Source organism: Mucilaginibacter polytrichastri (assembly GCF_001911425.1).
Classification (GTDB): Bacteria; Bacteroidota; Bacteroidia; order Sphingobacteriales; family Sphingobacteriaceae; genus Mucilaginibacter; species Mucilaginibacter polytrichastri.
In genome coordinates this window covers 3,009,654-3,036,322 of sequence record NZ_MPPL01000001.1, presented here as the reverse complement: position 1 = coordinate 3,036,322, position 26,669 = coordinate 3,009,654, and the positions used below count along the sequence as shown (strand labels likewise).

Here is a 26,669-nt window from a genome sequence, read left to right as displayed (position 1 = left end):
AAATAAACGGATATTTGTGCTTTAATATATTCATAAACAATTATGTCAAATATTGTTAGGCTTGTTATAGCCTGTGTTGTGCTTGGAGCTGCTATTGCCATGAGTGCATTTGGTTTTTGGGGATGGGGGATTTTAGTGCTTTTGATAGGTGGTATCATTCTTTTAAGCTTCTTTTTTAACGAGAAAATGATCATAGCGCAGTTTTACCTGCGTAAAGAAAATAACGAAGAATCTGAAAAATGGTTGTTAAAAATTACAGATTACGAGAAAGAATTATGGAAAAACCAGTGGGGTTACTATAACCTGCTGATCGGTTTGATCGAATCGCGCAAGGCACCGATGAAATCTGAAAAATATTTTAAGAAAGCTTTATCCCTGGGTATGAAAATGTCGCACAATACGGCATTGGCAAAGTTAAGCCTGGCGGGTATTTCAATGGCAAAGCGCAACAAGCGCGAGGCGCAACAGTATTTGCAGGAAGCAACTAAAGAGGATACTAACAAGCTATTGGCCGAGCAGATAAAAATGATGAAAGGCCAGCTTGCGCAAATGGATAAACAGGTACAACGCGGCTACCGCAATTACTAATTAGCAGGCGCTAATTAGTGCAACAAATATAAGTGTACGGATTATTTTTCTTCGATAGAACCAAAATAATCCGGCTCTGAAGAGTGGTTCTGGCTTGGTTGTATGTGTCTGTCCGGGATGAAAGATTCTTCATCAGACGGGTGCGCAACTTCTACTTGTTTAAGCAGGCTGCGGATGAATGAAAGGCCGAATTTCTTGCGGTCTAGTTTGATCAGGTATTCCTGTTCTGTTATTTCTAAAGTCATATGCTTATATTTATGTTCTTCTTCCATAAAGTTAGAACAGGAAAATAAACAAAAAGTTATCTAAGCTTTAAATTTCAGTTAATATTTGACGTTTAAAATATAAAAGCGGCCCGATTTACTACTAAATCGGGCCGCTTTGTGTTATATCATGTTACTAAACTTAGTTTTAGTTAAACCAAATCATCGCGTCTTCTTTAGTCGGCATGGTAATGTCCAGCTTTAGTTTTTTGCGCATACCGCCAAGGTCGTTAAATACTTTGTTTGGGTTGGCTGCCTTTAATTCTTCTACCGTATTAAAGCCCATTTTGTTCAGTACCGGTACCCACTCGGCAGGTACGCCAATTTCAACAAAATCGTCAATGGTAACCACTTTAGCTTTTTTCTCGGGCCGCATCTGCGGAAAGAATAATACTTCCTGTATCGTGCTTTGGTTTGTCAGCATCATTACCAGTCTGTCTATACCGATACCTAAACCAGATGTTGGCGGCATACCGTATTCAAGGGCGCGTAAAAAGTCTTCGTCCATCGCCATCGCCTCGTCATCACCACGGCCAGCAAGGATCAGCTGATCCTCTAAACGCTGGCGCTGATCCAGCGGGTCATTTAATTCAGAGTAGGCATTGGCAATTTCTTTTCCGTTTACAAAAAGCTCGAACCGCTCTACCAAGCCGTCTTTACTGCGGTGCTTTTTGGCAAGCGGGGTCATTTCTATAGGGTAATCGGTAATGTAAGTAGGCTGGATTAAATTCGCTTCTACCTTTGCGCCGAAAATCTCGTCTATCAGTTTACCTTTACCCATGCTTTGGTCAACATCAATGGCCATATCGCGGCAGGTTTGGCGTAAAGCAGGCTCATCCATCATTGATACATCGATGCCGGTATATTTCAAGATCGAATCATACATCGATAATCTTTCGTAAGGGCCTGTAAAGTTGATCTGGTTTTCGCCCACCTGTGCTATTGCGGTACCGTTAACGGCTAAAGCAATTTTTTCCAGGCATTGCTCCACCATCTCCATCATCCAGATATAGTCTTTGTAAGCTACATAGATCTCCATAGAGGTAAACTCCGGGTTGTGGGTACGGTCCATGCCCTCGTTACGGAACATTTTACCGAACTCATATACGCCATCAAAACCGGCTACGATCAAGCGTTTCAGATAAAGCTCATTGGCAATACGTAGAAACAATGGCATATCCAGCGTATTGTGGTGCGTAGCAAAAGGCCTTGCAGCCGCGCCACCGTGTACCGGTTGCAGTATCGGGGTTTCTACCTCAATCCATCCCTGCTCGTTAAAATAATTACGCATAGTGCTAATTACCTTGGTACGTTTCAGGAAAATCTGTTTAAAATCTGGGTTAACGGTTAAATCCACATAGCGCTGGCGGTAACGCATTTCGGGGTCTGTAAAACCATCGAAGGTGTTGCCTTCCTCGTCACGTTTTACAACGGGCAGTGGTTTTAGCGATTTTGCCAGAATGGTCATTTCCTGTGTATGCACAGAAATTTCGCCGGTCTGGGTTAAAAAAACATAGCCTTTTATACCAACGTAATCGCCGATATCTAATAGCTTTTTAAATACGGTATTGTAAAGTGTTTTATCTTCTCCAGGGCAAATGTCATCGCGTTTCAGGTAAACCTGTACACGGCCGGTAGAGTCCTGCAGCTCTAAGAAAGAGGCATTACCCATAATACGGCGGGTCATGATACGGCCTGCAAGTTGTACCTGCTGGTAAGCATCCGGATTGCTGTTAAAATTATCTTTAATATCCTGAGCCCAGGCATTTACGGCATAAGCTTCGGCCGGGTAGGGGTTAATCCCCAGGGCGCGGAGTTGCTGTAAAGATTCGCGACGTAAAATTTCCTGCTCAGATAAGGCTGCAATACTCATAGTAAAACACTAAAAATTATAAGGTTGCAAAAATACGGTTTTCGGTTGAAATAATTAGTCGATTTACTGATTTGTCAATTTGTTAATTGCCTATTAAAGAATTATCTCGTTGACAGATTAAGCTTGTGACGCACTTGTGTCACGAAAAGTTAAAAAGTAAGGTGTTTACTTTGTAAAGCCCGGTAAATCACCAGGCTTTAATTCACAGAATAATTTATGATGAAACGAATAAGATCGCCGCCATAAAGGGATATGGAGAGGCACAAAGTGTTATGTCGCTACCTGCATATTTAAATTGCAGATGCCCGGACAAGGTTCGGGCGGTGTTAATGGTTTAGTTATTTACTTAAAAAAACGTTTATTCTGAACGCATGTGAAGAAGCTTCTGCTATATGCTTGTATTAGCGCAGAAGATATTTCGCTATCGCTCAATATGACAAAAATTAAGAACTTTTATGCTGATGTGAAATCAGCACAATGCTGTTCTTTGAAATCTTACAATTTCCTGATCACTTTTGCCGGATTACCAACCGCCAATGAATCATCAGGAATATCTTTGGTAACTACCGAACCCGCGCCAATAACGCATCGGCTGCCAATGGTTACTCCCGGACAAATGATCGTCCCTCCGCCTATCCAGCAATCATCGCCAATGGTAATGGGTTTGCCGAACTCGGTGCTGCGGCGTTCTGTGGCATCTAATGGATGGGTTGCCGTGTAAACCTGCACGGCAGGGGCGAAGAATACATTGCTGCCGATAGTTACCTTACAAACATCCAGCACCACGCAGTTAACGTTAAAATATACATTGGTGCCGCAATGGATATTATAGCCATAATCAGCATGAAAAGAAGGTTCGATATACAAACCTTCGCCGGCATTTGGGATGAGTTCTTTAACAATCTCCTTAGCTACATCATTAAACAAATACTCGGTAACATTTAACCGGTGAAGTAATTTCTTGGCATCGGTACGGCCTTTTATCAGTTCAGGGTCGTTAGCAAGATAGGCTTCACCATCGAGCATCTTTTGTTTTTCTGTTTTCATGCAGAGGCTAAGATAGTGAAGATGACTTGCGGAAGCAATGAAGTTTTAAGAACGCGTTATAATTACTACTTACTCTAATAATTGTTTATCAAGTATTTTAATTACTTCTGACGTAACGGTAGTTTCCGGCATATATATTTGTAACGGCTCAGTTGTTACAGGATATTCATCGATGAAGTTGAGATCGTCAATTTGATGTATGGAGAAACTATCCGCAATGTTTTTGAATTTCTCGAAATCCATACCCCAGTATTGGATGTATTTACCTTTTTTGATGAACACTTCTTCTAAATAATCTTCGGTGTTATGAATTATACCCAATTCTAAAAAGCCGTCTTTGACAATTTCAATCTCAAAAACACTAAGTATATTTAATATTTCGAATTTATCCTTATATAATGAATAGGTTGGTTCATCATCACAATGATGATAAATAACTGCAATCTCTTCGGGGAAGGATAATAGAAATGCTTTAAAGAATGTCCATAGGTTTGAGTTGTTAATATTGATTTCGCAGGAGAATTTATGGGGAAATTCCTCCGAATGATTATCCCGATAGGTGAATCCTTCAACAAGATTTGCATTACGGCTTAGATTGATGCGATCAAGTATGTCCTGATCTTGTGGGACCTCATTAGGATACGAGGTTCTTAATGTAACAGGAAGTTCTAATTGCATGCTTGTGGTTTATATCGTAAAAATCTACAGACATGACGTGTAAATGGAAATAATTCGAAATAAACTATTCTTCCCCTTCACCTACGTACATCTCATCAATGGCACCGGCGTATTTGTTTTCAATTACCTTGCGTTTGGCTTTCATGGTAACTGTCATTTCGCCTTCGTCCATGCTGAAAGGGTTGCGCTTTACCTTGAAGCTTTTGATCCGTTCAAATTTAGCCAGTTCGTTGCTTAGTTTTTTAATATCTACACCAATCCAGTCGGTTACCTGCTTGTCGCTGATAAACTGCTCGGGTTGTTCGAAGTACTGCTCGGTAAGGCCGAAGGTTTCCTCCAAACCTTCGCGCGATGGTACGATGATGGCCGTAACATATTCACGTTTATCGCCTACCAAAAATACCTGCTCAATTTTAGGGCTTTTGAGGTAGGTGTTTTCTACCGGGGTAGGGTATATGTTTTTGCCGTAAGCGTTTACCAGCATGTTTTTAAGGCGGTCGGTAATTTGCAGGTTGCCTTTATAAAAGCGGCCAATATCGCCGGTATGGAACCAGCCGTCTTTATCAATGGCAGCCTTGGTTTCTTCGGGTTTATTCCAGTAACCTTTCATTACACATATCCCGCGAATGATGATCTCGCCTTCTTCCGAAATAAATTCGGGATCGAAGCTGTCGTGGTTTTGCACAGTGTAGATCTTGCCGGTTTCAATATTTTGGATACCAACTTCGGTGCCTTTTAAAATACGGCCAACGGTGCCATAAACTTGGCGTTCAAACTCGGTAACGGCCATCGGCCCGGTGGTTTCTGTTAAGCCGAAGCCTTCCAGAATGGGGATGCCCAGATTACCAAAAAATTCACCTACGTTTTTAGGCAACGCACCACCGCCCGAGATGAGGAATTTTAACTTTCCGCCGGTTTTTTCGATGATTTTACTAAAAACCAGTTTGTGTGCAATTTTATATTCGCGGGTAAGTATAAAGCCCGGGGTTTTACCACTTTCTTTAACGTTGCGGTATTTTTGGCCAATCTCCATCGCCCAGCTAAAAATTTTGGTTTTGATGCCGCCGGCACTCATGCCATTTTTGTTGGCTTTATCATGGATGCGTTCCAGCAAACGCGGTACGCAGTTCATAATCGTAGGCTGAACCTCCATCAGGTTTTTGGCCAGCAGTTCCAGGCTTTGGGCAAAGGCAATTTGGCAGCCTGCGCCACAGCAAATGTAATAAGTAGCCGCGCGTTCAAAAACGTGCGAAAGGGGCAGGAACGATAGGAATTTATCGTCCTTATCAACAATAGAAATCTGATCTAAGCTGTAACGAATGGTTTCTACAAAATTACTATGGGTAAGCATTACACCTTTTGGTGTGCCGGTGGTGCCCGAAGTATAAATAAGGCAAGCCAGGTCTGACGGTAAAATGGCTTCGCGGGCAATATTAATAGCCAGCTTATACTGATCTACAACTATTTTTCCCTCGGCTACAGCACTTTCAAAACTAATTACCCCTGTGGTAAGATCCAGTTTTTCGGTATACTTTTCAAAATCATCAAACGCCGGGATAATGCGAATGAGTGCAGGGCAGTTATTGGCCACCTTAAGTACTTTGCGGAATAAAAAAGGATTGCCAACCAACAAAGTTTTTAAACCCGAATCATTTAAAATGTACTCAATTTCGGCTTCGGTAAGGGTGGGGTATATGGAGGCATTTACAGCACCAATTTGCTGTATGGCCTGGTCGTAATAAATATATTCGGGGCCGTTTTCTATTAACAAGCCTAAACGATCACCTTTTTTTATGCCGATGCTCAGAAACCAGGCCGATAGTGCATCGGCTTTGTCGAGCGTTTCTTTGTACGAAATTTCTTGCCAGGTATCTTTTACTTTATGTATTAAAAAAGTATGGCTATCCGGATGAATATTTTTTACAACGTTTCTAAGCAGTTCAGGAACTGTTGCAATATCTTTATTCAGGTTCATTAAATTTGTTGGGGTTTATATAATTAACAAATTTAGTTATTTAAACATAAAAACAAATTAGGGGTTGTTTTTATGTTTTTTAGTAGTCTCCTAAGGGGGATTATTAATATAACTATTGAAGAATCTTTTTCCTTAGAAATGTAAAGCGAAAAAATACTTCGATCACTTCGAATAACAAAAAAAGGCGCTTACAAAGCGCCTTTTCAATATAATATCAAACTGGTTTTTATACCGAGAAACTCTCGCCGCAACCGCAGGTACGGCTGGCGTTGGGGTTGTTGAAGTTGAAACCTTTGCCATTTAGCCCGTCCGAAAAATCTAATTCGGTACCGGCCAGGTAAAGGAATGATTTCATATCGAGCGCCATTTTAACACCTTGATCTTCAAAAAACTGGTCGCCTTTTTTCTCCTCGTTATCAAAATCGAGGTTGTATGACAGGCCAGAACAACCGCCACCCTGAACAGACACCCGTAAAAAATACGAGGCATCCAGACCAGCATCGCTCATCAGGTGTTCTATTTTACTTTTTGCTTTATCAGTTACAGTTACCATTGTAGTAGATTTGAGATGTGAGATTTGAGATGTGAGACGAACTCGCAAATCAAACCTTACAAATTTAATTTTTATATTAATGTTAGATAAAAGATCTCAAATCTCATATCTAACATCTCACATCTTTTTTAGTGGTGTGTTTTTTCGCTTTCGATAGGTGCCATGCCGTTTTTAACGCGGTAATCGTTAATTGCAGCTTTAATTGCATCTTCTGCCAAAACAGAGCAGTGAATTTTTACCGGTGGTAAAGCCAGCTCTTCTACAATGTCCATGTTATCGATGGTCATTGCATCTTCGATTGATTTGCCTTTTAACCACTCGGTAGCCAATGATGATGATGCAATTGCAGAACCACAGCCAAATGTTTTAAATTTAGCATCGGTGATTACATTGTTGTCATCAACTTCAATTTGCAGGCGCATTACGTCGCCGCACTCTGGTGCACCAACAAGGCCGGTACCCACCTTGTTGCTCGATTTATCTAAGGTACCCACGTTACGCGGGTTGGTGTAATGATCAATTACTTTATCTGAATAAGCCATAGCTTTCTTTTTTTTTTTATTTGTTATCAGTTGTCGGTTATCAGTTGTCTGGGTAGCCGATAGATTGTATGCTAAATTTTATGCCAGATAAATCCGAAATCGAAAATCTGACATCCGAATTTTTAGTGTTCTGCCCACTCTATTGAGTCAAGGTCGATACCTTCTTTAAACATTTCCCACAATGGAGAAAGTTCGCGCAGGTGGGTAACAGACTTTAAAGTTACTTCAATAGCGTAATCAATTTCTTCTTCGGTTGTAAAGCGGCCTAACCCAAAACGGATAGAAGAGTGTGCCAGGTCATCAGATAAACCTAATGATTTTAACACGTATGATGGCTCTAACGATGCCGAAGTACAGGCAGATCCTGATGATACTGCTAAGTCTTTCATGGCCATCATTAAACCTTCGCCCTCTACATATTTAAAAGATATATTGGCAACGTGCGGCAGGCGGTGTTCAACGTTTCCGTTTACATAGCTTTCTTCCAGCACAGTTAAGGCACTTTCTAATTTGTCGCGCAGTTTCGATAAACGTGCAGCATCATCGGCCATTTCTAAACGGGCAAGTTCGCATGCTTTACCTAAACCAACAATGCCGGGTACGTTTAAGGTACCAGAGCGCATACCGCGTTCGTGGCCGCCACCGTCCATTTGGGCAGTAACTTTAACCCTTGGGTTTTTACGGCGAACGTATAATACACCAACACCTTTAGGGCCATACATTTTATGCGCCGAAAAAGCTAACAGGTCAATACCGTCTGCAATAACGTCAACAGGTATTTTACCTACTGCCTGGGTAGCATCGGTCATAAATAAAGCGCCGTATTTGTGTGCAATGGCAGCAATTTCTTTAACCGGTTGTATTACACCAATTTCGTTGTTACCATACATAATAGAAACCAGTATGGTTTCCGGGGTCATGGCAGCTTCCAGTACAGCTAAATCAACCAAGCCATCTTCTTTAACAGGAAGGTAAGTTACGCGTGCACCCAATTTCTCGATGTGCTTGCAGGTATCTAAAACAGCTTTATGCTCGGTAACGGTAGTAATAATGTGGTTACCTTTTTCTTTATACATTTCAAACACACCTTTAATAGCCAGGTTATCTGACTCGGTTGCGCCTGAGGTAAAAATGATCTCTTTTTCGTTAGCGCCAATTATTTTAGCAGCTTGTTCGCGGGCATAGTCTACCGCTTCTTCTGCAACCCAGCCAAAGGCGTGGTTACGGCTTGCCGCATTACCAAACTTTTGTACAAAGTAAGGTACCATCGCTTCTAAAACCCTTGGGTCCATCGGCGTGGTTGCGTTATTATCTAAATATACAGGAATGTTCATAGCTGTTTAATTACAAATACAAAGATAGTTAAACTTTAAATAGAAATATTTCAATCTTTTGTTATAAATGTACCACCGTAGTCATTAATTTGCAATTTTTAGTATATGAAAAAGGTAGAACATATTGGCATAGCCGTAAACAACCTTGCAGATGCCTCGGCCCTGTATGAGAAGCTGCTGAATACCGGTGTGTACAAAACCGAAGAAGTGGCCTCCGAGCATGTGCTGACCGCCTTTTTACAATGCGGCCCTAATAAAATAGAATTGCTGCAGGCCACATCTGCTGATAGTGCCATAGCCACATTTTTAGCCAAAAAAGGGGAGGGTATCCACCATATTGCTTTTGACGTAGCGGACATTGAAGCCGAGATGGCGCGCCTGAAAAATGAAGGTTTTATTTTGCTGAACGATAAGCCTAAGCGTGGTGCTGATAATAAACTGGTTTGCTTTGTACACCCCAGGAGTGCAGGTGGTGTTTTGATAGAGCTTTGCCAGGAGGCGAGGGAGTCAGGAATCGAGAATCAAGAATCGAGACAATTATAGAGTTTGTCATTCTGACGAAGGAAGAATCTTCTGCACAATTCAGGGGTAACACTACAGGGCGAATAAGATTCTTCCTACGTCAGAATGACAAAAGGGAGAGAACAGCCGTTATCCCTAAACCCGATTGCCGCGGCACGCAGTAAAGCAGAAAGCGGGGCTGGCGGGAGCGATTGATGGTGAACGTGGGTTTACAATAAATGGTCCAACCAACTCTCCCCAAAAGAAAAGGGCTTAATACTACTTATATAACAATCATTCTAACTCCTTCTCCCCCGGAGAAGGTTGGGGTGAGGTTCATCACCAAGGCTCCTAAAACAAGCATTCTTTACAATGTTTAAAACTTTTTAACCCACTCTTTTATAATTTGAAATAAAGCTGTATATTTGCACCTCTTTTATAAGGAAAGTAATAATATGAAACAGGACCTGCATCCCAAAAATTATAGATTAGTTGTGTTTAAAGATATGTCTAACGACTATTCTTTCATGACTAAATCATGCATCGATACCCGCGAAACCGTTAAATGGGAAGACGGCAATGAGTATCCGCTAATTAAATTAGAAATCTCTCATACGTCTCATCCGTTTTATACCGGAAAAATGAAACTGGTAGATACTGCCGGACGTATTGACAAATTCCGTAGCCGTTACAACAAAAAGTAATCGCTTACCGGTAATAAATATTAGAAAGTCCCCCGTACTACGGGGGACTTTTTTATTTTTGCGCAATGGCAATCATTTTATTTGACGATAACGCTTACCAAACCCTACTTCCATTAACGTTTACGCGCCCGGTTGCCAATTTACGTATCGGTATTTTGACTATAGCCGAAAAATGGGCTAAGCATCTTAATACCACTTATTCTTACCATACTCAGCCATACCTGCAGGCTAAGTTTCCGCTGGAGATTGCCGAAAAAAATATATTCATTAACGGATCTTTTTGCCCCGATGAGTTTTTGCTCGAATCTATCGATAAACTGCAAAGCGGCGAAGCACTGCGACACAACGGGCATCTGGTTGCCATTAAACTTAACCGTACCGAAGCACAAGCTGTTGATTTTAACCAGGCTTTTAGCCGGATAATTGATCATACGCATACACCGGTATCTATCAAATACCCCGAAGATATTTTCAGGAAGAATGATATAGAACTGCGGAAAGATTTTCAGTTACTGACCAAAGGCCGCACCAGCGCTACCATTAGCAGTACCAATACCATTATAGGCGACGACTTTTTTGCCGAAGATGATGCCACTGCAGAATGCTCCACCTTTAATACCAAAAACGGGCCCATATATTTAGGTAATAACAGCGATGTGTGGGAGGGGGTACACATTCGTGGTGCGTTTGCGCTTTGCAATAACTCGCAGGTAAAAATGGGTGCCAAAATTTATGGTGCTACTACCATAGGCCCTTTTAGCCGGGTAGGCGGCGAGATAAATAACTCAATTATATGGGGATATTCATCTAAAGGGCACGAAGGTTACCTGGGTAATGCGGTAATGGGCGAGTGGTGCAACATAGGTGCCGACTCTAATAACTCGAACCTTAAAAATAATTATGCCGAAGTGAAATTGTGGGATTATACCACAGCGCACTTCCGCAAAACAGGCCTGCAATTTTGCGGACTGATTATGGGTGATCACTCTAAATGTGCCATTAACACCATGTTTAACACAGGTACGGTAGTGGGGGTAAGCGCCAATGTTTTTGGTGCCGGCTTTCCGCATAATTTTGTGCCAGATTTTAGCTGGGGTGGCGCTGGTGGCTTTGAAGAATATAGCATTAAAAAGATGTTCGAAACCTCGCAAAAAGTATTCGAACGCCGGGAAAACCGCCCGTTTGACCAGGTAGAGCAAGATATTTTAAAACACATATTTGAATTAACTGCACAATACAGAAATGCCCGGCTTAAATAGCGGGTGCTTTAACTAATATATAATAGGAAACTCAATAAAAAAGAAATGAGAAAAAAAATTGTTGCCGGCAACTGGAAAATGAACCTTGATTATAGCGAAGGTTTATCATTATTCTCTGAAATAGTGAACATGGTAAAAGATGAAGTAACAGGTGATCAGATTGCTGTTGTTTGCAGCCCGTTTATTCATTTACATAGCCTGGCACAACTGGCAAAAGGTTATGATAAAGTAGCCATTGGCGCACAAAACGCACACCAGGCAGAGAGTGGCGCTTACACAGGCGAAACTTCGGCTAAAATGGTTAAATCAACCGGTGCCGAATATGTTATTTTAGGCCACTCAGAGCGCCGCCAGTATTTTGGCGAAAACAACGAATTGCTGGCAGCTAAAACTGATACTGCTTTAAAAAATGGCTTAAAACCAATTTTCTGCATCGGCGAAACTTTAGAAGAGCGTGAAACAGAAGTGCATTTCAGCCTGATCCAAACGCAATTGGAGGAAGGTGTATTTCATTTATCTACGGAGCAGTTTGCACAAATTGTTTTGGCTTATGAGCCGGTTTGGGCTATCGGTACAGGTAAAACTGCAACAGCCGGGCAAGCGCAGGAAGTACATGCTTTTATCCGCAATGCAATTGCCGAAAAATATAATCAGCAAGTGGCCGATGATACCAGTATCCTTTACGGTGGCAGTGCTAACCCTAAAAACGCGTCTGAGTTATTTTCTCAACCCGATATCGATGGCGGCCTAATCGGTGGCGCATCATTAAAATCGCGCGACTTTTTAGATATCGTTAAGGTGTTTAATTAGTAGATAGCTTACAACATTACGAGAGGAAACATTGGTAACGATGTTTCCTCTTTTTGTTTAATAGGTTGCGCCAGATCAATTAAATATCTGCACCATAAAAAACACGATTTATATTTGATGTAGCTATAAGTATTGAGATATTTGTTGCAGCTATCTGATTGTTTTGTATCTCACATCTCAATACTTAAATCTAAAAGCTATGAACTACTACGAACTTGTATTTACCCTTACAGATGGGGAAGACTATCAGCAGGATTTGCTGATAGATGCGTTGGGCGGACTAGGTTTCGACACGTTTGAAGAGACTGAAATAGGTTTTAAAGCCTACACACCTGCCGAAAGTTTTGATAAATACAAGGTTGATGAGGCTTTGAGTGAGTATGACGATATGTTTACGTTTAATTACGAGGTAAACCTTATCCCGCAAAAAAACTGGAATGAGGAGTGGGAGAGCAATTTTCAGCCCATGCAGGTTGACGGTAAGGTACGCATCAGGGCAACGTTTCATCCAACAGATCCTGCATATCCGTACGAGATTGTGATAGACCCTAAGATGGCTTTTGGCACCGGACACCACGAAACCACCACCATGATGATGAGCCACATACTGGAGGCCGACCTGGCAGGTAAGTATGTTTTAGATATGGGTTGCGGCACAGGTATTTTAGCTATACTGGCATCAAAAGTTGGCGCTTCAGAAATTGTTGCGATAGATTATGATCCGCTGAGTTACGAAAGCACGATCGAAAATTCTAAGCTTAACAAGGCTGATAACGTTTTGGCTATTTGCGGCTCGAAAGATGTAATACCCGACGCTCATTTTGATACCATACTGGCTAATATTAACCGGAACATCCTGTTAGACCAGATGCAGCGCTACGGCGAGGTATTAAAGCCCGAAGGCACAATTTATTTCAGTGGTTTTTATGAAACTCCGGATCTGGATATCATTAAAGAAGAAGCCGGAAAACATGGCATGAATTACATAGAACACAAAAAAATGAAAGACTGGGTTGCTGCCCGGTTTGTTAAAGCATAAAACAGCAAGGGCTCCAAATAGGAGCCCTTGCTGTTTTTATAATCTTTTATGATGGTGACGGTACCGGATCCTGATCGTCATCCTCGTAAGGCTCATTTTGTGAATAGTCCTTTTCCGGATCAGGTTCCTTAACGTCATCACCTACACGTATTTCATGTAGGTCGTCTTCGTCTTCTATACCGGTTTCATTTTCATCAGGGTCTGTACTTGTTAAAAACTTATCGTTATTAAACGTATTGTTTGTAGCAAAGCTTAAAGGTGATTGCCCGGTTTGTTCTTCAGTAATTTTCATAACGCTTTTAATTAAGTAAACACTTTTAAAATGCCAGATAAATTCTGGAACAATACTTTAACAACAGTCCTTTTACTCGATAGGTTTTAACTAAAGCGATAATAAGTTATTAACTTGCTTAAAACTGCTTGTCATTCTGCGCTAACGCTTAGTAACCGATGCATCGAAGAGGATTCTTCGCTAGCGCTCTGAATAGCAACAGTTATCTCATTTATTGAAAACGAACGCTTAGTAGCATATCTGTTCCTTTATTCCCGCTTTCTGCTTTACTCCGTGCCGCGTCAATCGGGTTTATAGATGAATGGTCTTGATCTTTTTATTCAGAAGGTAGTGAAACTGGGGTAGAATAATTAGCAAATCCTCTTTCGGAAGGATTTGCTAATTATTCTACCCCAGCCTTGAACTTGTTTCAGGATCTCATTTGCTATGTGTAAAGTTTACAATGCCTGCAAACATCCTGTGGGGACGCCGAAACAAGTTCGGTATAACGGTTGGATATGTAATTAATAACCTACAGTAAACCGTTGTTTAGCAAATTGTTTATTTTCTACCTCATCAACAATAGCTACAGCCAGGTCTCCAACAGAGATAGCGCATTTGCCATCAGCATCAAATACCGGGCTTTCTGTACCGATGCGAAACTTGCGTGTAGGCTCGCCGGGGTGCAAGTCAATGGCGGGGCTCAGGAAAGTCCAGTCCAGTTCTTCTTCTGTTCTAAGCTCGGTCAGGTAGTCACGTGCTGCAGTTGCACCGGTTTTCCACTCGGCAGGGAATTCAGGCGAATCCACCAGTTGCTTGCCATCAATAAATAAACTGCCCGCACCGCCTATAACCAGTAAGCGTTCCACGCCTGCTTGTTTGGTGGCTGCTTGTACCGCTTCCGATCCTTTAATAAAGGCATTATACAGATCAGGATTAGCCCATCCGGCATTATACGAGCTGATTACGATATCGTTTCCGGCTAAAACTTCGGCCAGTTTGTCGGTATCCAATACATCAACGGCTACCTTGGTCAGGTTCTCGTTTTCTGTTTCAATTTTGTCGATGTTACGCGCAATAGCTGTCACGGTAAAACCGCGTTGCAATGCTTCTTTTAAAATTGGGGTGCCTGTATAACCAGAGGCGCCTATTAATGCTACTTTCATATCTTATTGTTTTAATTGTAAGTAAATTTGTTACAGTTATATATAAAAAAATTAAGCGAATTTTTTGCCAAAGTCGGCAAGGGTAATGCTATCGAGTTGCTGGGTAATGTTATGGTCTATATCCTGGTAAAGCACGCTAATATGCTTGTTTACCTGTTTGCCAACTAAGCACTCCGGATGCGGCTGGTTTTTTGCCAATCCAAGTGGCGATGCCGGTTTTACAGCGTTGTAAATATCTGCCAGGGTAATTAAACCGGCAGATTTGCTTAATGTATAGCCGCCGGTTTTACCTTCTTTGCTTTCTATCAGGCCGTGTTTACGCAGGTTGCTCAATTCTTTTCTAATTAGCGCAGGGTTGGCGTTAACACTGCCCGAAATAAAGTCAGACGAGTATACTTCACCATTTGCATGGTAAAGTAACGTGAGTATATGTACTGCTATTTGAAATCTGGCGTTCATCTGTAATATTTATTATTACAGTACAAAGGTATCAAAGTTTTAAACAACCAAGATAATTTTTAACTTTTCTTAGAAAAACTTCCAATACCGCGCATAAACCTTGTTAATACACCATCAATATTTTTTATTTTATGTTAATTTTGCGGCACGTTTAAACTATGAAAGTACACTTCATAGCCATTGGTGGCAGTGCAATGCATAACCTGGCTATTGCCTTACATAAAAAAGGATTTCAGATCACCGGGTCGGACGATGTTGTGTTCGAACCATCTGCAACGCGCTTAGCTAAATACGGCCTGTTACCGGCCGAGCAAGGCTGGTATCCCGAAAAATTAAGCACTGATCTGGATGCTGTTGTTTTGGGGATGCACGCCCGGATTGATAACCCCGAGCTGCTGAAGGCGCAGGAACTGGGGCTGAAGATCTACTCGTATCCCGAATATATTTACGAACAATCTAAAGATAAACTGCGCGTAGTAATAGGGGGGAGCCATGGCAAAACTACTATCACCTCTATGATTTTGCATGTGTTGCAGGCCGCGGGTAAAGAGTTTGATTATCTGGTTGGTGCGCAGCTTGCCGGTTTTGATACCATGGTGAAACTGAGCGATGCCCCGATTATTGTAATAGAGGGGGACGAGTACCTTTCGTCGCCCATTGACCGCAGGCCTAAGTTTCATTTATACAAAGCCAATATTGCCGTATTAAGCGGCATTGCATGGGATCATATAAACGTGTTCCCTACGTTTGATAATTATATTGAGCAGTTTAGGATCTTTATTAAAACCATTATGGTAGGCGGCTCGCTGTTTTACAGCGAAACAGATGAGGTACTTAAACAAGCCGTACTGAATGATGACTCTGAAATTAATAAATTGGGTTATGCCTTACCGCCTTACCAAATTACAGATGGTATAACCTATATAGAATACAATGGAAAATCGTATCCGCTGAATGTTTTCGGTCAGCATAATTTACTGAATATAGAAGCTGCCAGGTACGTTTGCGGTATGTTTGATATTACTACCGATGCGTTCTACCAATACATTAGTACTTTTAAGGGGGCTGCCAGGCGGCTGGAATTATTGGGTAACAATAGCCACGTAAACGTTTATAAAGATTTTGCGCATTCGCCCTCGAAACTTATAGCTACCATACAGGCGGTAAAAGCCCAATTCCCTAACCGGAAATTACTGGCTTGCATGGAGCTTCATACCTTTAGCAGCCTTAATGCCGACTTTTTGCATGAATACGCCGGCACTATGGATGAGGCAGATACAGCAGTAGTATTTATAGATCAAAAAACCTTTGAGCAAAAGAAAATGCAGCCCTATGGCGCGGCAGAAGTAAAGGCAGCTTTTGAGCGCGACGACCTGGTGTTTTTTAATCAGCCGGCATCATTACTTACACTGTTTGACGATTTGGATGCGGTTGATTACAGCGTTTTGCTTATGAGTTCAGGGAATTTCGGGGGGCTTGATCTGAACATATTGACACAGAACATTTTAAAAAAGTATTTTGATAAATAACTTTTTAATTTGAAATATAATTGTAACTTTATTAACTATTGAGAAACCTACATCCTAACTTAATTTAAAAATGAAAACACTGGGAAAAAAGATCAGATTATTACGCCACCAAAAAGGTTGGAGTCAGGAAGATGTTGCAAAAAGATTAGATATTTCGATACCTGCTTTTTCAAAAATAGAAACCGGGATTACCGACATTAACTTATCCCGCCTGGAGCAAATAGCTGATTTGTTTGAAATGTCAGTGGTTCAATTGCTAACGTTTAATGATGCAGAGGGAGAGTTGAAATACGCAAACGAACTTGAAACTGTAAACAAGAAATTGATGGATCGCGAAACCGAGGTTATCGATCTGCAAAAAAAGGTTATCGAATTATTTGAAGAATTACGCCAAACTAAAGCAACCGCATAACTTGCGATATCGGTTGTTAGGCTATTAAATAATTTATAAGTCCGTTATGGTTTTCATAACGGACTTTTTTTGTTAAAACTTGTATAGCATGGTGGCATGCTTTTTACTGGCCGTAGCCCCCATGGCATAATGAACAGACAGCATCTTTTCATTAAAGTCGCCCACCCACGATAGTTCCAGCTCGTAATATTGATTAAGCGGGTACACATACTCCTTGAGTTTAATAAATATAGCCGACTCGAGCCCGTGGTTCTGAAATTTTTGCTTGGTACCCATTACTACGGCCCGCATGTGCGATACGCCTTTCCACCTTTTATAGGCAAACTTCAGCTTGCCTATCAGGTTTAACTTGCCGTTAATACCTTTAATCATTTGGTTGGCATCGGGCAAAATTACAACGGCGGCAGCCGGTTCGCCATTGATGTAGGCAAACCAGATCAGGCTCTCGTCCATAATAGGTTTCATCTGCCTGAAACTGTCTAATATGGCTTCCTGTGTTATAGGTACAAAGTTTTCAAAATCTTGCCAGGCATCGTTATAAATCTCCCTGAAATCTGCCGCAAACTCATCTATCTTATTTGCATCGAGGTGTTTAAACTCGTAGCCCGGTTTTTTTGCAACCCACTTGGCTATCTTGGTAAACCGTTCTGGAAACTCATCATACACAATCAGTTTATTAGTAATCTGCTCGTACGATGTTGTAAAACCGTAGCCGTCAAAAAGCGCTTTATAGTAAGGCAAATGATAGTTCATGCCGTATGACGGGGGGATGAAGCCTTCAATCAGCAGGCCCCAGTTGTTATCGTTTTCGCCAAAATTAATAGGGCCTTCCATTGCTTGCATGCCGTTTTGCTGCAACCAGTTTTTAGCTGTATCAAATAGTTTATTGGCAGCTTCCTGGTTGTTGATGCATTCAAAAAAGCCCATGCCACCGGTGGGCTGTTCGTGGCCGAAAGCCTTTTTCTCGTTAATAAAGGCTGCAACCCTGCCTATCAATTGTCCCTGTTCATCCTTAAGTATCCAGCGGCTGGCTTTGCCATGCTGGTAAAAGCTGTTTTTTTCGGGGTTAAAAGTAGCCTCAACATCATTATCAAGCGGGCAAACCCAGTTAGGGTCGTCTTTATAAATCAGGCGTGCTGTATCTAAAAAGGCCTTGCGGCTTTGTTTATCATTAACTTCGGTAACTGTCATGCACTAAAATGGGTATGGCAAAGGGTATAAAAATAAAAAAGCACTCAGCTTCTTAAACTGAATGCTTGTGTGTGAGTATGTTTAAACTATTTTAATAGTCGTCGTCCTCATCAAAATCTTGCAGCTGATCGTAATCAATATCGTCATAAGACGCATCAAAATCATCGTCATCATCGTCAAAAGACTTCTTTTTTGCTTTTGGATCAGCAGGTTTATCAGTCTTTTTTGGTATAGCGCCTTTAGATGCTGCTTTCTTTTTTTCGGGTTTTTTGGGCGTTGCCATTGCACTTAAAACTAAATGTATAATTGTATAAGCAAGATAACTAATATTTATTGGTGTTATTGCGAGCTGTACAAATTTAATGTTTCTGGAAAATAAAAAAATCGGTTGGGATAAAAAGATTTAAAAATTATTCAACCTGGTTGCCTATGGTAGCTGTTTCGTTAATCATGTCCTTTATCTGTGGTAATTCGCTAATGTTATTGATGCCAAAGTAATCCATAAATAGCGTACTGGTGGCGTACAAAATAGGCTTACCAACAGTTTCAGATTTTCCGGCAATGCTAATCAGTTCTTTTTCCAGTAATCGCTGTACGGTATAGTCGCAGTTAACCCCACGAATCTGCTCTATCTCTACCTTGGTAATAGGTTGGCGGTAGGCAATTATTGCCAAAGTTTCTATAGCGGCCTGGCTTAATTTCTTTTTTGAGCGTTGCAATTGTAATTGATTTATTGCTAAATGATACTCCTTTTTGGTGAGAAACTGGTAGCCATTTCCTATTTTTAAGAGCTCTATTGCAAAGCGTTTATCAGCATATTTTGCTTGTATCGCATTGATGGATTTGTTAATAATATCTACGCTAAAGTCCTCATTAAAAACGCTTTGTAAGCAATATTGAAGTTCTTCCAGCCGGATGCTTTGTTCGGAAGCAAATATCAAAGCCTCTAAATATTGTTCTATATTTTCCACACTGTAAATATAGATAATCAATATAAAACTTTAGGCTCTGCGAAACCGGCTAACATTATATCGCGTACGTTGTACTATACTGTAATTATAAAAATCAAACTAAAAGTTAACCTTCTATCGTTTATGAAAACATTAACACAAGACTTACAAAGTGAAGGAATGGCACGCCGCCAGTTTCTACGCTATGCAGGTACCGGGGCCGCAGTGATGGCCGGGGTGCTTACAATGGCCTCATGCTCTAAAGATCATAGTGCAACTGTAACCAATGATCACGTTGATTTAGGTTCTGGCGATATTGCCATATTAAACTATGCCTACGCTTTAGAACAATTAGAAGCCGCTTTTTATGTACAGGTAGCAGCAACCCCTTACTCGGGTATTACTACTTACGAAAGCGCATTATTAACAGATATCCGCGATCATGAGGTTGCCCACCGCGAATTTTTTAAAGCCGCGCTTGCCGGTAATGCAATCCCCGGTTTAACGCCTAATTTTAGCACTATTAATTTCTCTGACCGTACCAGTGTACTGGGTGCTGCAAAAGCATTTGAAGATTTAGGTGTATCTGCCTATAATGGCGCAGGTTACCTCATTAAGGATGTTAACTATCTGGCCCTGGCAGGTAAAATTGTTTCTGTTGAAGCACGCCACGCTTCGCTGATCCGTAACCTTATTGCCCCGGGATCATTTGCAGATAGCACTGTTATCGATGCAAACGGACTTGATGGCGCAAAATCGCCTCAGCAAGTTGTGCCTATTGCTAACACTTTTTTAAGTGGTAAAAAACTGGCAGCACCAAGTTTAGGAATTTATTAATCTCAGCTAAAACACAGACAAGTCATGAATTTATTTAACGTAATAGACGAAATACAAAAAGTTGACCCTGAGTTTCAGGACAGGATCAGCCCGCGCCGCGACGCGATAAAAAATATTACCAGCTTTGGTACCAAGGTAGCTGCTGCAGCTTTACCTTTTGCTTTCAGTACGCTATTTAAAAAAGCATACGGCCAAACTACATCGAGTGTAAATGATGTTTTAAACTTTGCTTTAACATTAGAATACCTGGAAGCTTATTTTTACAACCAGGGTTTAGCTAAAACCAACCTGATACCTGCTGCCGATAAAGGTTATTTTACAACCGTAGCAGGCCACGAAAATGCACATGTTGCTTTTTTGAAAACTGTTTTGGGTAGCGCAGCTGTATCATCACCAACGTTTGATTTAACTGCTAAAGGTACTTTTGCCGATGTATTAACCAACTACAATACTTACCTGGCCGTTGCCGAAACTTTTGAAGATACTGGTGTACGTGCCTATAAAGGCCAGGCCGGTAACTTATTGGGTAACCAGATTGTATTGACTGCTGCTTTACAGATCCACGCTGTTGAGGCACGCCACGCATCTGCTATCCGTTACCTGCGCGCTTCAAAAGGCGTAACCATCAAACCATGGATTTCTGGTAGCGCAAGTGTATTTAACGATACAGGTATTGCTGCAGTAAATGCATCATACGCAGGCGAAAATAACACCGTACAGGGTGGCGTTGATATTACCACGCTTAATGCAGTTAGTGGTAAAACATCTATCACCGCAGCTATCGAATCATTTGATGAGCCATTAACTAAAGATGCTGTTTTAGCTATCGTTAGTCCGTTTATCGTATCGTAATTAAGTTAACGATCTAACTATTAAAAGGCACCCTTTATGGGTGTCTTTTTTTTATATGTAGAATTTTTAACCTGATAAGAGAACAATATTCCCCATATTGAGTAACGAACCTGTTACATAAAGTGTCGCTATTGCTTGAAACGCAGCATTAGCAGGCTGGCACAGGCTTTGTCTATATACAATTAATCCTCCATAAGGATTATGTTTTTCATAGGTAGATGTAGGGTCGGGTTAACTGCGAGAGTGAAACCGACCTTTTTTATGCATTCTATTTTATAACTCTCCCTGGAATTTGCTTCCTTATCATATTTCTGATTTTTTCTTCGTGTTTTAAATATTAATTGGTACAGCAGGTGTACTTTGATTTTTGTAAATCAATTACTCAATTTTTCATAAATGGGGAATATTTATCTCAATGGGTAGGCGAATTTTCTACATATGGATATTTGTTAATTATAAAAACATTGTTTGTTGCCTCAAACGCAATGTTTGGCATGCTGGTACAGCTATTGTATATATATTCATGTCCTTCCAAAGGACATGTTTTTCATAGGTAGATGTAAGGTCGGATTAACTGCGAGAGTGAATCCGACCTTTTTTTTTAATGTAGTTAATAAGTTATAAATTACTGGTTATCATAATAGCAGCTTCCAATAACTTAATAACCAATAAGTTTAAGACCTCCACTTAAAAGATTGCCCATCAACAGCCCGCATGGTACAGAGAATACCATCTAAATGATCAAATTCGTGCTGCAATAATTCAGACAAATCATTTTCCATTTGCCATTGCTGCGGTTCCCAATTTTCGTTCAGGTATTTAATGGTTAGTGATTGATGCCTTTTTACCTTCACCAACAAATTAGGGAAACTCATACAATCGTCCCATAGTTCAAAAAGTTCGGGGCTTAGGTTTGTTAGTTCCGGGTTGATGAAAACAACAGGCTTATCAATGTGCATATAGATCAACCGCTTCATGATCCCCAATTGAGGGGCGGCAATAGCCCGGCCGAAATTATGCTTGGCTCTCACTTCCTGCATAACGTTGTCAAGATCGGCCACCCATTGTTTTACCAATGGCAGTTCTGATTGTTGGATAGGTTCGCAAATCTCATATAGGCGCGGGTCGCCGAGGAGGAGGAGATCTTTAAGGGTTTTCATGGATGAATTTTCTACTCCGGTCATGCCGAACTTGTTTCGGCATCCCACAGGACAGGTTATATGCTATGCATTTACAGACTTAGCATGTGGGGTGCTGAAACAAGTTCAGCATTACGTTTTGTTTTATAGCTGCGTGAAATATTAATGACGACTGGCTAATGTCCCAATGACTAATAATCAATCACCTGCTCTTCCAGTTCGGCAGGCATTTCGCGCCATTCGTATTTCTGGTTGCGTAATTGCGACTCAAAGCCGGCTTCTTCAATAGCAGTCTGGATACCTTTGGCAGTAAAGCGGTGCGGTGCGCCTGCGGCAGATACCACGTTCTCTTCAATCATGATAGAGCCAAAATCATTAGCGCCTGCATGTAAGCAAATTTGTGCTACCTGCTTGCCCACTGTTAACCAGGATGCCTGGATGTTTTTAACATTGGGCAGCATAATGCGGCAAAGGGCAATCATGCGGATATACTCGTCGCCGGTTACATTGTTGGTGATACCGCGGACTTTACGCAGCAGGGTACCATCATCCTGGAAAGGCCAGGGGATAAATGCTGTAAAACCATAATGGCCTTCCGGTTTTTCTGATTGTACCTGGCGAATCCACACCAAATGCTCAAAGCGTTCTTCAATGGTTTCCACATGGCCAAACATCATAGTGGCAGATGATGGCAGGTTAAGTTGATGGGCAGCACGCATTACGTCCAGCCATTCTTTACCACCGCATTTTCCTTTTGAGATGAGGCGACGTACACGGTCGTTCAAAATTTCGGCACCTGCACCGGGCAACGAGTCGAGGCCGGCTTCCTTCATGGCGCTCAATACATCGTAGTGGCTCATGTTTTCGAGCTTGGCTACGTGCGCAATTTCGGGCGGGCCTAAAGAGTGCAGTTTCAGTGCAGGGTAAAGTTCCTTTAGTTTTCTAAAAAGATCAGTATAAAAAGCTAGGCCTAAATCAGGGTGGTGGCCGCCTTGCAGTAGCAATTGGTCGCCGCCAAACTTAAAGGTTTCTTCTATTTTACGTTTGTAGGTTTCAATATCGGTAATGTAGCTATCCTCATGGCCGGGGCGGCGGAAGAAGTTACAGAACTTACAGTTGGCAATACAAACGTTGGTGGTATTAACATTACGGTCGATCTGCCAGGTTACTTTGCCGTGCGGCACCTGTATCTTGCGCAGTTCATTGGCAGTGTACATCAAATCTGGGGTAGAAGCATGCTCATATAAATAAACACCCTCTTCCTGGCTCAAAAATTCAAACTGCAACGCGCGTTGTAACAGATCGGCTGTATTCATATAACAAAGATAGTGGCAATTACTTTAATATTCAATCGCCTGCTAAATATGATATTAGCTTGATACGGTTTCTACCCGCGCAACTTCGCCTTTTTGCAGGTGCATGTAACGGTCAACCGCATTTGGTATCTCGTGTGGGTAATGCGTTACATATATTAAGGTGATGTTGCTCTTACTGCAAATGGTATCAACCAGGTGTTTAAATAGCTGCTGTTGCTGGTTGTCCATGCCTTGGCAGGGTTCATCTAAAATTAGCAGGGTCGGGTTTTTAACCAGGGCGCGGGCCAGTAAGCAAAGCCGCTGCGCACTTGCCGGCACATTTTTCAATAGCTGGCGGGCATATTTATCAATGTCGAATACCTTCATCCAACGCAATACAATTGCTGCCCGGCTCGGGTCGCTCTGTCTGAATAAGCCCAGCGTATCGTAAAAACCTGATTCTATTACCTGGGCGCAGCTGTTATCCATCGGGAAAAACTGGTACAGCTCGGGCGATACAAAACCGCATTTGCGCTTAATATCCCAAATGCTTTCGCCGGTACCGCGCTTTTTGTCGAACAGGATAATATCGTTTGCATAGGCTTGCGGGTTATCGCCGTAGGCGAGGCTTAGTAAGGTAGATTTACCGGCACCGTTTGGCCCGAGTAGCGCCCAGCGTTCGCCTTGTTTAACTTGCCAGGTTATATTATGCAGAACCTGTATTTCGCCATAACGAACATTAACATCACTCATTTTAATGATCCACTCGAAGGTTGGATTTTCTGTCAGGCTTAATAATGATGCTATCTCGGCTTCGTCTACATCGGGCGTACTGCTGGCCCAGCTAAAATGTTGTGCGGCAGTTTCTGCAGGGGTAAGGGTTTGGGTTAGCTTGCCATTCTCTAAAACAGCCACCTTTTGGATCATGTCTGGGATTTCATGTGGCGAAGTTGCCATTACGATAGTAATGCCCGATGCTGCAATTTCTTGCAACAAAGTATTAAAATACTGGCGCGAATTAAGATCCAACCCGGTCATCGGCTGATCTAACAGCAGCAGTGTAGGGTTTTTAACCAGGGCAGCGGCAATGCGCAGGCGTTTGGTTTCACCGTTGGATAGTTTGATGAGTTGCTTCTGGTATAGGTCTGTAAGGCGTAACCTGTCTAGGGCTTTTTCAAGTGTCCAGTAGTGCGCTTCGGTAACATGGGCCAGTATGGCATTAAGGTATTGCTCAACGGTAAGCGCATCTTCCGAGTCGGACGAATTGTAGCGTTGCTGGTAATAAAAATCAGCCGTATTAGAGAAGTTCTTGAAATGATGGCGAGACTCTATCAGTGCCATGCGCTGGGAGGCCAATGTTTCAGCGGTATGCTGTTGGTGAGCAGGTTTAAAGTTATGTTCTATAGACCCTGCTGTAATACTTTGTTTGCCAACAATAGCTTTAAGCAGTACACTTTTGCCCGAACCGCTTTTACCTATAACTGCCCAGTGCTGGCCGGGGTTAACAATTAGTGAAACATCATCTAAAACCTTTTTACCTTGTATAGCCGCGCTGATGCGGCTGAGCGTTATAAGTGGAGCATTCATTTGCGGCCAAATTACAAAAACTTAATTGCGACCGGAAAAACATAAAATAGAATCGCCAGGCGTAATTAATACCGGGTAATATCGCTACGGGTGTTTTTCCTTACCCCGTAAATTAAGTAGAAAATAAGCCCTACAACTGGAGCTAAGAAAAGTACAGCCGCCCAAAAGGCCTTTACAGGCAGTAAAATGTCTCTCCTGCGGAAAAGTGTATAAATGGATATTATTAATACCACAAGCCATAGTAAAAATAAGGCGATGAATATGTTTAACAGAGTTGATGTTGTACTACCCATGTTTGATGATTTGTTGAAGATTATACACGGCAGCTGCAAATAAGTTTGTTTGGAGGGAGGAAACAGATGCATTGTCCTAAATAGCTTACAGGTTTATGTTTTTAATATTTATAAACACGCTATAAAATTAAGTTTAAGGCATAATTAAACTGCTTTTAAGTATAAAAGAGTTGTTTTTATGGCCCAATTTCAATAAGGTATAGTTATTGTATTTATTGGAACATCACTTTATTTAAAACACTTATGAAACGTTTACCTGTATTATTATTCGCACTGGCTATGATGTTGTTCAATAGCTGTGCAGTTGTTGGCGGCATATTTAAAGCCGGTGCAGCAGTTGGCATTATTGCTGTAATTGTAGTTATATTAATAATTGTGTGGCTATTATCTTTCTTTAGAGGGAAAAATTAAAAAGAAATTTTGTTAATTATTAGTAAACAATTGCGCAGGCATAGCGTTACTTAAAAACACATTGAATCATGGAAAACACACAAGCAACAATTGAAACATTGAATGATCTGGTAAAGATTAACAATGACCGTATAGCAGGCTATGAAAAAGCCACAAAAGATATTGGCGATGAAAATGGCGACCTGAAAGTTCTTTTCACAAGCTTAATCGGTGAAAGCCACCAATATAAAATGGAACTGGGTACCGAAATCGAAGCTTTAGGCAAGGATATCGAAAATACTACCAGCACCAGCGGTTCATTACACAGAACCTGGTTACAGGTTAAAGCTGCATTTACCAGCAATAGCGCTAAAAGTATTTTAGAAGAATGCGAGTTTGGCGAAGATGCAATTAAAAAAGCTTATCAAACTGCTATTGAAGAAGAACACTTGCCTGCTTACATTAAAGATATCCTTGTTAACGAAAAGGTATCTATTGATGCAGCGCACGATAAGATTAAACAATTACGCGATCAGTTCGAAAACGCAGAATAATTTGCAGCTTAAAAAGCATATTAAAAGCATATTGGATAACCAATATGCTTTTTTTTTGTTAAAAGTGCTTAATATTGTGCAGAATTAACAAGATAAGCAACATAGATGAAAAATTACAAATTGATATTACTGGCAGTAGTTGCAAGCTGTGCTTTTAGCGCTTGCAGCGGCGATCATAGTCCTAACAACGCACCGGACTCTACAACAGATAATCCTGCCTTCAGGCAATTAAATGTGGATACATCTAAAGTAACTCATGCCATGGGCGAGGCTACCACAGTACCTAATGAGGCATCCGGTGGTGTAACGATAGTAAAAGATACCACCCACATGAAAGTTAGAACGGTAACTATTGCGCCAAGTGCGGCTGCTGCACCAGCGCCTGCTGCAAAAGATACTACAGCTAAGAAATAAATAAGAATTATATTATTAAAACAAGAAAGGCCCCGATAATTATCGGGGCCTTTCTTGTTTTTCCTAAGAAATGGGAATTACATTTTCTTAGTAGTGTCTTTTTTAGTAGAGTCAACTTTAACGCTGTCTTTTTTTACAGAGTCAACTTTAACAGTAGAATCAAC

Annotated in this window: 30 protein-coding genes; 13 read left to right on the top strand and 17 right to left on the bottom strand. The window is 41.3% G+C overall.

Annotated features, from left to right (window positions below; all coding sequences use genetic code 11):
- The first annotated feature begins 42 nt into the window (after positions 1-42).
- Complete coding sequence (locus tag RG47T_RS12950) at positions 43-588, top strand: hypothetical protein (RefSeq protein WP_074489866.1); 546 nt, start codon at positions 43-45, stop codon at positions 586-588.
- A gap of 41 nt (positions 589-629) precedes the next feature.
- On the opposite strand, the gene RG47T_RS12945 is transcribed toward RG47T_RS12950, so the two are convergent.
- From RG47T_RS12945 to RG47T_RS12910, 8 genes are all read right to left on the bottom strand, one after another.
- Complete coding sequence (locus tag RG47T_RS12945) at positions 630-833, bottom strand: hypothetical protein (RefSeq protein WP_139235762.1); 204 nt, start codon at positions 831-833, stop codon at positions 630-632.
- Positions 834-999: 166 nt separating this feature from the next.
- Positions 1,000-2,724: a lysine--tRNA ligase gene (gene lysS, locus RG47T_RS12940; protein ID WP_074489864.1), complete on the bottom strand. Its 1,725-nt coding sequence runs from the start codon at positions 2,722-2,724 to the stop codon at positions 1,000-1,002.
- Between the two features lie 495 nt (positions 2,725-3,219).
- Positions 3,220-3,771, bottom strand: coding sequence for a sugar O-acetyltransferase (locus tag RG47T_RS12935; protein WP_074489863.1), 552 nt, complete (start codon positions 3,769-3,771; stop codon positions 3,220-3,222).
- Positions 3,772-3,840: 69 nt separating this feature from the next.
- A complete protein-coding gene (locus RG47T_RS12930; protein ID WP_074489862.1) occupies positions 3,841-4,449 on the bottom strand; it encodes a hypothetical protein in 609 nt (202 codons plus the stop codon).
- A 64-nt stretch (positions 4,450-4,513) separates the two neighbouring features.
- The gene (locus RG47T_RS12925; RefSeq protein WP_074489861.1) at positions 4,514-6,424 is read right to left on the bottom strand and encodes an AMP-dependent synthetase/ligase; all 1,911 of its coding nucleotides are present in this window, start codon (positions 6,422-6,424) and stop codon (positions 4,514-4,516) included.
- Positions 6,425-6,650: 226 nt separating this feature from the next.
- On the bottom strand, positions 6,651-6,977 hold the full coding sequence (locus RG47T_RS12920) for a HesB/IscA family protein (RefSeq protein WP_074489860.1): 327 nt from the start codon (positions 6,975-6,977) through the stop codon (positions 6,651-6,653).
- Between the two features lie 128 nt (positions 6,978-7,105).
- Positions 7,106-7,519 carry a Fe-S cluster assembly scaffold IscU gene (gene iscU / locus RG47T_RS12915; protein WP_074489859.1) on the bottom strand — a complete coding sequence of 138 codons (414 nt, stop codon included), beginning with the start codon at positions 7,517-7,519 and terminating at the stop codon, positions 7,106-7,108.
- A gap of 122 nt (positions 7,520-7,641) precedes the next feature.
- Positions 7,642-8,853, bottom strand: a complete 1,212-nt coding sequence (locus RG47T_RS12910) for an IscS subfamily cysteine desulfurase (protein WP_074489858.1) — start codon at positions 8,851-8,853, stop codon at positions 7,642-7,644.
- A 105-nt stretch (positions 8,854-8,958) separates the two neighbouring features.
- Here RG47T_RS12910 and mce point away from each other — a divergent pair, with 105 nt between their 5' ends.
- The 5 genes from mce to prmA all read left to right on the top strand — a co-directional run bounded on the left by mce (position 8,959) and on the right by prmA (position 13,166).
- On the top strand, positions 8,959-9,396 hold the full coding sequence (gene mce / locus RG47T_RS12905) for a methylmalonyl-CoA epimerase (RefSeq protein ID WP_074489857.1): 438 nt from the start codon (positions 8,959-8,961) through the stop codon (positions 9,394-9,396).
- Between the two features lie 413 nt (positions 9,397-9,809).
- Entirely contained in the window at positions 9,810-10,058 is a 249-nt protein-coding gene (locus tag RG47T_RS12900; RefSeq protein ID WP_074489856.1) for a type B 50S ribosomal protein L31, read from the top strand.
- A gap of 65 nt (positions 10,059-10,123) precedes the next feature.
- Positions 10,124-11,317 (top strand): putative sugar nucleotidyl transferase, encoded by a 1,194-nt coding sequence (locus tag RG47T_RS12895; RefSeq protein WP_074489855.1) that lies wholly within the window; start codon positions 10,124-10,126, stop codon positions 11,315-11,317.
- A gap of 45 nt (positions 11,318-11,362) precedes the next feature.
- The gene (gene tpiA, locus RG47T_RS12890; RefSeq protein ID WP_074489854.1) at positions 11,363-12,127 is read left to right on the top strand and encodes a triose-phosphate isomerase; all 765 of its coding nucleotides are present in this window, start codon (positions 11,363-11,365) and stop codon (positions 12,125-12,127) included.
- A gap of 199 nt (positions 12,128-12,326) precedes the next feature.
- Complete coding sequence (gene prmA / locus RG47T_RS12885) at positions 12,327-13,166, top strand: 50S ribosomal protein L11 methyltransferase (RefSeq protein WP_074489853.1); 840 nt, start codon at positions 12,327-12,329, stop codon at positions 13,164-13,166.
- Positions 13,167-13,212: 46 nt separating this feature from the next.
- Here the strand turns inward: prmA and RG47T_RS12880 are convergent, their stop codons facing one another.
- From RG47T_RS12880 to RG47T_RS12870, 3 genes are all read right to left on the bottom strand, one after another.
- Positions 13,213-13,458, bottom strand: a complete 246-nt coding sequence (locus RG47T_RS12880) for a hypothetical protein (RefSeq protein ID WP_074489852.1) — start codon at positions 13,456-13,458, stop codon at positions 13,213-13,215.
- Between the two features lie 503 nt (positions 13,459-13,961).
- Positions 13,962-14,603, bottom strand: a complete 642-nt coding sequence (locus RG47T_RS12875; RefSeq protein ID WP_074489851.1) for an NAD(P)-dependent oxidoreductase — start codon at positions 14,601-14,603, stop codon at positions 13,962-13,964.
- A 51-nt stretch (positions 14,604-14,654) separates the two neighbouring features.
- A complete protein-coding gene (locus RG47T_RS12870) occupies positions 14,655-15,062 on the bottom strand; it encodes an RrF2 family transcriptional regulator (RefSeq protein WP_074489850.1) in 408 nt (135 codons plus the stop codon).
- A gap of 158 nt (positions 15,063-15,220) precedes the next feature.
- On the opposite strand from RG47T_RS12870, the gene RG47T_RS12865 reads away from it, so the two are divergent.
- Both RG47T_RS12865 and RG47T_RS12860 read left to right on the top strand, forming a co-directional pair.
- Positions 15,221-16,591 (top strand): UDP-N-acetylmuramate--L-alanine ligase, encoded by a 1,371-nt coding sequence (locus tag RG47T_RS12865; protein ID WP_074489849.1) that lies wholly within the window; start codon positions 15,221-15,223, stop codon positions 16,589-16,591.
- A 70-nt stretch (positions 16,592-16,661) separates the two neighbouring features.
- The gene (locus tag RG47T_RS12860) at positions 16,662-17,003 is read left to right on the top strand and encodes a helix-turn-helix domain-containing protein (RefSeq protein ID WP_074489848.1); all 342 of its coding nucleotides are present in this window, start codon (positions 16,662-16,664) and stop codon (positions 17,001-17,003) included.
- 72 nt (positions 17,004-17,075) lie between these two features.
- Here RG47T_RS12860 and RG47T_RS12855 read toward each other — a convergent pair whose 3' ends face one another.
- From RG47T_RS12855 to scpB, 3 genes are all read right to left on the bottom strand, one after another.
- Positions 17,076-18,194: an N-acetyltransferase gene (locus RG47T_RS12855; RefSeq protein ID WP_074489847.1), complete on the bottom strand. Its 1,119-nt coding sequence runs from the start codon at positions 18,192-18,194 to the stop codon at positions 17,076-17,078.
- Positions 18,195-18,285: 91 nt separating this feature from the next.
- Entirely contained in the window at positions 18,286-18,477 is a 192-nt protein-coding gene (locus RG47T_RS26405) for a hypothetical protein (protein ID WP_074489846.1), read from the bottom strand.
- Between the two features lie 127 nt (positions 18,478-18,604).
- Positions 18,605-19,165, bottom strand: coding sequence for an SMC-Scp complex subunit ScpB (gene scpB / locus RG47T_RS12845; protein WP_074489845.1), 561 nt, complete (start codon positions 19,163-19,165; stop codon positions 18,605-18,607).
- A gap of 123 nt (positions 19,166-19,288) precedes the next feature.
- Between scpB and RG47T_RS12840 the strand changes: the two genes are divergently transcribed.
- Both RG47T_RS12840 and RG47T_RS12835 read left to right on the top strand, forming a co-directional pair.
- Entirely contained in the window at positions 19,289-19,981 is a 693-nt protein-coding gene (locus RG47T_RS12840; protein WP_074493402.1) for a ferritin-like domain-containing protein, read from the top strand.
- Positions 19,982-20,005: 24 nt separating this feature from the next.
- Positions 20,006-20,833, top strand: coding sequence for a ferritin-like domain-containing protein (locus RG47T_RS12835; protein WP_074489844.1), 828 nt, complete (start codon positions 20,006-20,008; stop codon positions 20,831-20,833).
- A 674-nt stretch (positions 20,834-21,507) separates the two neighbouring features.
- On the opposite strand, the gene RG47T_RS12830 is transcribed toward RG47T_RS12835, so the two are convergent.
- The 3 genes from RG47T_RS12830 to RG47T_RS12820 all read right to left on the bottom strand — a co-directional run bounded on the left by RG47T_RS12830 (position 21,508) and on the right by RG47T_RS12820 (position 24,854).
- Positions 21,508-22,017, bottom strand: coding sequence for a peptide deformylase (locus RG47T_RS12830; protein WP_253187517.1), 510 nt, complete (start codon positions 22,015-22,017; stop codon positions 21,508-21,510).
- 146 nt (positions 22,018-22,163) lie between these two features.
- The gene (locus RG47T_RS12825) at positions 22,164-23,288 is read right to left on the bottom strand and encodes a CofH family radical SAM protein (RefSeq protein ID WP_074489843.1); all 1,125 of its coding nucleotides are present in this window, start codon (positions 23,286-23,288) and stop codon (positions 22,164-22,166) included.
- A 54-nt stretch (positions 23,289-23,342) separates the two neighbouring features.
- Positions 23,343-24,854 carry an ATP-binding cassette domain-containing protein gene (locus RG47T_RS12820; protein ID WP_074489842.1) on the bottom strand — a complete coding sequence of 504 codons (1,512 nt, stop codon included), beginning with the start codon at positions 24,852-24,854 and terminating at the stop codon, positions 23,343-23,345.
- Positions 24,855-25,390: 536 nt separating this feature from the next.
- Here RG47T_RS12820 and RG47T_RS12810 point away from each other — a divergent pair.
- The 3 genes from RG47T_RS12810 (at position 25,391) to RG47T_RS12800 (ending at position 26,505) form a co-directional block, all read left to right on the top strand.
- Positions 25,391-25,558 (top strand): phosphatidate cytidylyltransferase, encoded by a 168-nt coding sequence (locus tag RG47T_RS12810; RefSeq protein ID WP_074489840.1) that lies wholly within the window; start codon positions 25,391-25,393, stop codon positions 25,556-25,558.
- A gap of 68 nt (positions 25,559-25,626) precedes the next feature.
- Positions 25,627-26,091, top strand: a complete 465-nt coding sequence (locus tag RG47T_RS12805) for a PA2169 family four-helix-bundle protein (RefSeq protein WP_074489839.1) — start codon at positions 25,627-25,629, stop codon at positions 26,089-26,091.
- Positions 26,092-26,196: 105 nt separating this feature from the next.
- Complete coding sequence (locus RG47T_RS12800) at positions 26,197-26,505, top strand: hypothetical protein (protein WP_074489838.1); 309 nt, start codon at positions 26,197-26,199, stop codon at positions 26,503-26,505.
- Positions 26,506-26,669: the final 164 nt, after the last annotated feature.

Coding starts and splice junctions, on each gene's coding strand:
- RG47T_RS12950 (WP_074489866.1), top strand. CDS start 43: ATGTCAAATATTGTTAGGCTTGTTATAGCCTGTGTTGTGCTTGGAGCT.
- RG47T_RS12945 (WP_139235762.1), bottom strand. CDS start 833: ATGACTTTAGAAATAACAGAACAGGAATACCTGATCAAACTAGACCGC.
- lysS (WP_074489864.1), bottom strand. CDS start 2,724: ATGAGTATTGCAGCCTTATCTGAGCAGGAAATTTTACGTCGCGAATCT.
- RG47T_RS12935 (WP_074489863.1), bottom strand. CDS start 3,771: ATGAAAACAGAAAAACAAAAGATGCTCGATGGTGAAGCCTATCTTGCT.
- RG47T_RS12930 (WP_074489862.1), bottom strand. CDS start 4,449: ATGCAATTAGAACTTCCTGTTACATTAAGAACCTCGTATCCTAATGAG.
- RG47T_RS12925 (WP_074489861.1), bottom strand. CDS start 6,424: ATGAACCTGAATAAAGATATTGCAACAGTTCCTGAACTGCTTAGAAAC.
- RG47T_RS12920 (WP_074489860.1), bottom strand. CDS start 6,977: ATGGTAACTGTAACTGATAAAGCAAAAAGTAAAATAGAACACCTGATG.
- iscU (WP_074489859.1), bottom strand. CDS start 7,519: ATGGCTTATTCAGATAAAGTAATTGATCATTACACCAACCCGCGTAAC.
- RG47T_RS12910 (WP_074489858.1), bottom strand. CDS start 8,853: ATGAACATTCCTGTATATTTAGATAATAACGCAACCACGCCGATGGAC.
- mce (WP_074489857.1), top strand. CDS start 8,959: ATGAAAAAGGTAGAACATATTGGCATAGCCGTAAACAACCTTGCAGAT.
- RG47T_RS12900 (WP_074489856.1), top strand. CDS start 9,810: ATGAAACAGGACCTGCATCCCAAAAATTATAGATTAGTTGTGTTTAAA.
- RG47T_RS12895 (WP_074489855.1), top strand. CDS start 10,124: ATGGCAATCATTTTATTTGACGATAACGCTTACCAAACCCTACTTCCA.
- tpiA (WP_074489854.1), top strand. CDS start 11,363: ATGAGAAAAAAAATTGTTGCCGGCAACTGGAAAATGAACCTTGATTAT.
- prmA (WP_074489853.1), top strand. CDS start 12,327: ATGAACTACTACGAACTTGTATTTACCCTTACAGATGGGGAAGACTAT.
- RG47T_RS12880 (WP_074489852.1), bottom strand. CDS start 13,458: ATGAAAATTACTGAAGAACAAACCGGGCAATCACCTTTAAGCTTTGCT.
- RG47T_RS12875 (WP_074489851.1), bottom strand. CDS start 14,603: ATGAAAGTAGCATTAATAGGCGCCTCTGGTTATACAGGCACCCCAATT.
- RG47T_RS12870 (WP_074489850.1), bottom strand. CDS start 15,062: ATGAACGCCAGATTTCAAATAGCAGTACATATACTCACGTTACTTTAC.
- RG47T_RS12865 (WP_074489849.1), top strand. CDS start 15,221: ATGAAAGTACACTTCATAGCCATTGGTGGCAGTGCAATGCATAACCTG.
- RG47T_RS12860 (WP_074489848.1), top strand. CDS start 16,662: ATGAAAACACTGGGAAAAAAGATCAGATTATTACGCCACCAAAAAGGT.
- RG47T_RS12855 (WP_074489847.1), bottom strand. CDS start 18,194: ATGACAGTTACCGAAGTTAATGATAAACAAAGCCGCAAGGCCTTTTTA.
- RG47T_RS26405 (WP_074489846.1), bottom strand. CDS start 18,477: ATGGCAACGCCCAAAAAACCCGAAAAAAAGAAAGCAGCATCTAAAGGC.
- RG47T_RS12840 (WP_074493402.1), top strand. CDS start 19,289: ATGAAAACATTAACACAAGACTTACAAAGTGAAGGAATGGCACGCCGC.
- RG47T_RS12835 (WP_074489844.1), top strand. CDS start 20,006: ATGAATTTATTTAACGTAATAGACGAAATACAAAAAGTTGACCCTGAG.
- RG47T_RS12830 (WP_253187517.1), bottom strand. CDS start 22,017: ATGACCGGAGTAGAAAATTCATCCATGAAAACCCTTAAAGATCTCCTC.
- RG47T_RS12825 (WP_074489843.1), bottom strand. CDS start 23,288: ATGAATACAGCCGATCTGTTACAACGCGCGTTGCAGTTTGAATTTTTG.
- RG47T_RS12820 (WP_074489842.1), bottom strand. CDS start 24,854: ATGAATGCTCCACTTATAACGCTCAGCCGCATCAGCGCGGCTATACAA.
- RG47T_RS12810 (WP_074489840.1), top strand. CDS start 25,391: ATGAAACGTTTACCTGTATTATTATTCGCACTGGCTATGATGTTGTTC.
- RG47T_RS12805 (WP_074489839.1), top strand. CDS start 25,627: ATGGAAAACACACAAGCAACAATTGAAACATTGAATGATCTGGTAAAG.
- RG47T_RS12800 (WP_074489838.1), top strand. CDS start 26,197: ATGAAAAATTACAAATTGATATTACTGGCAGTAGTTGCAAGCTGTGCT.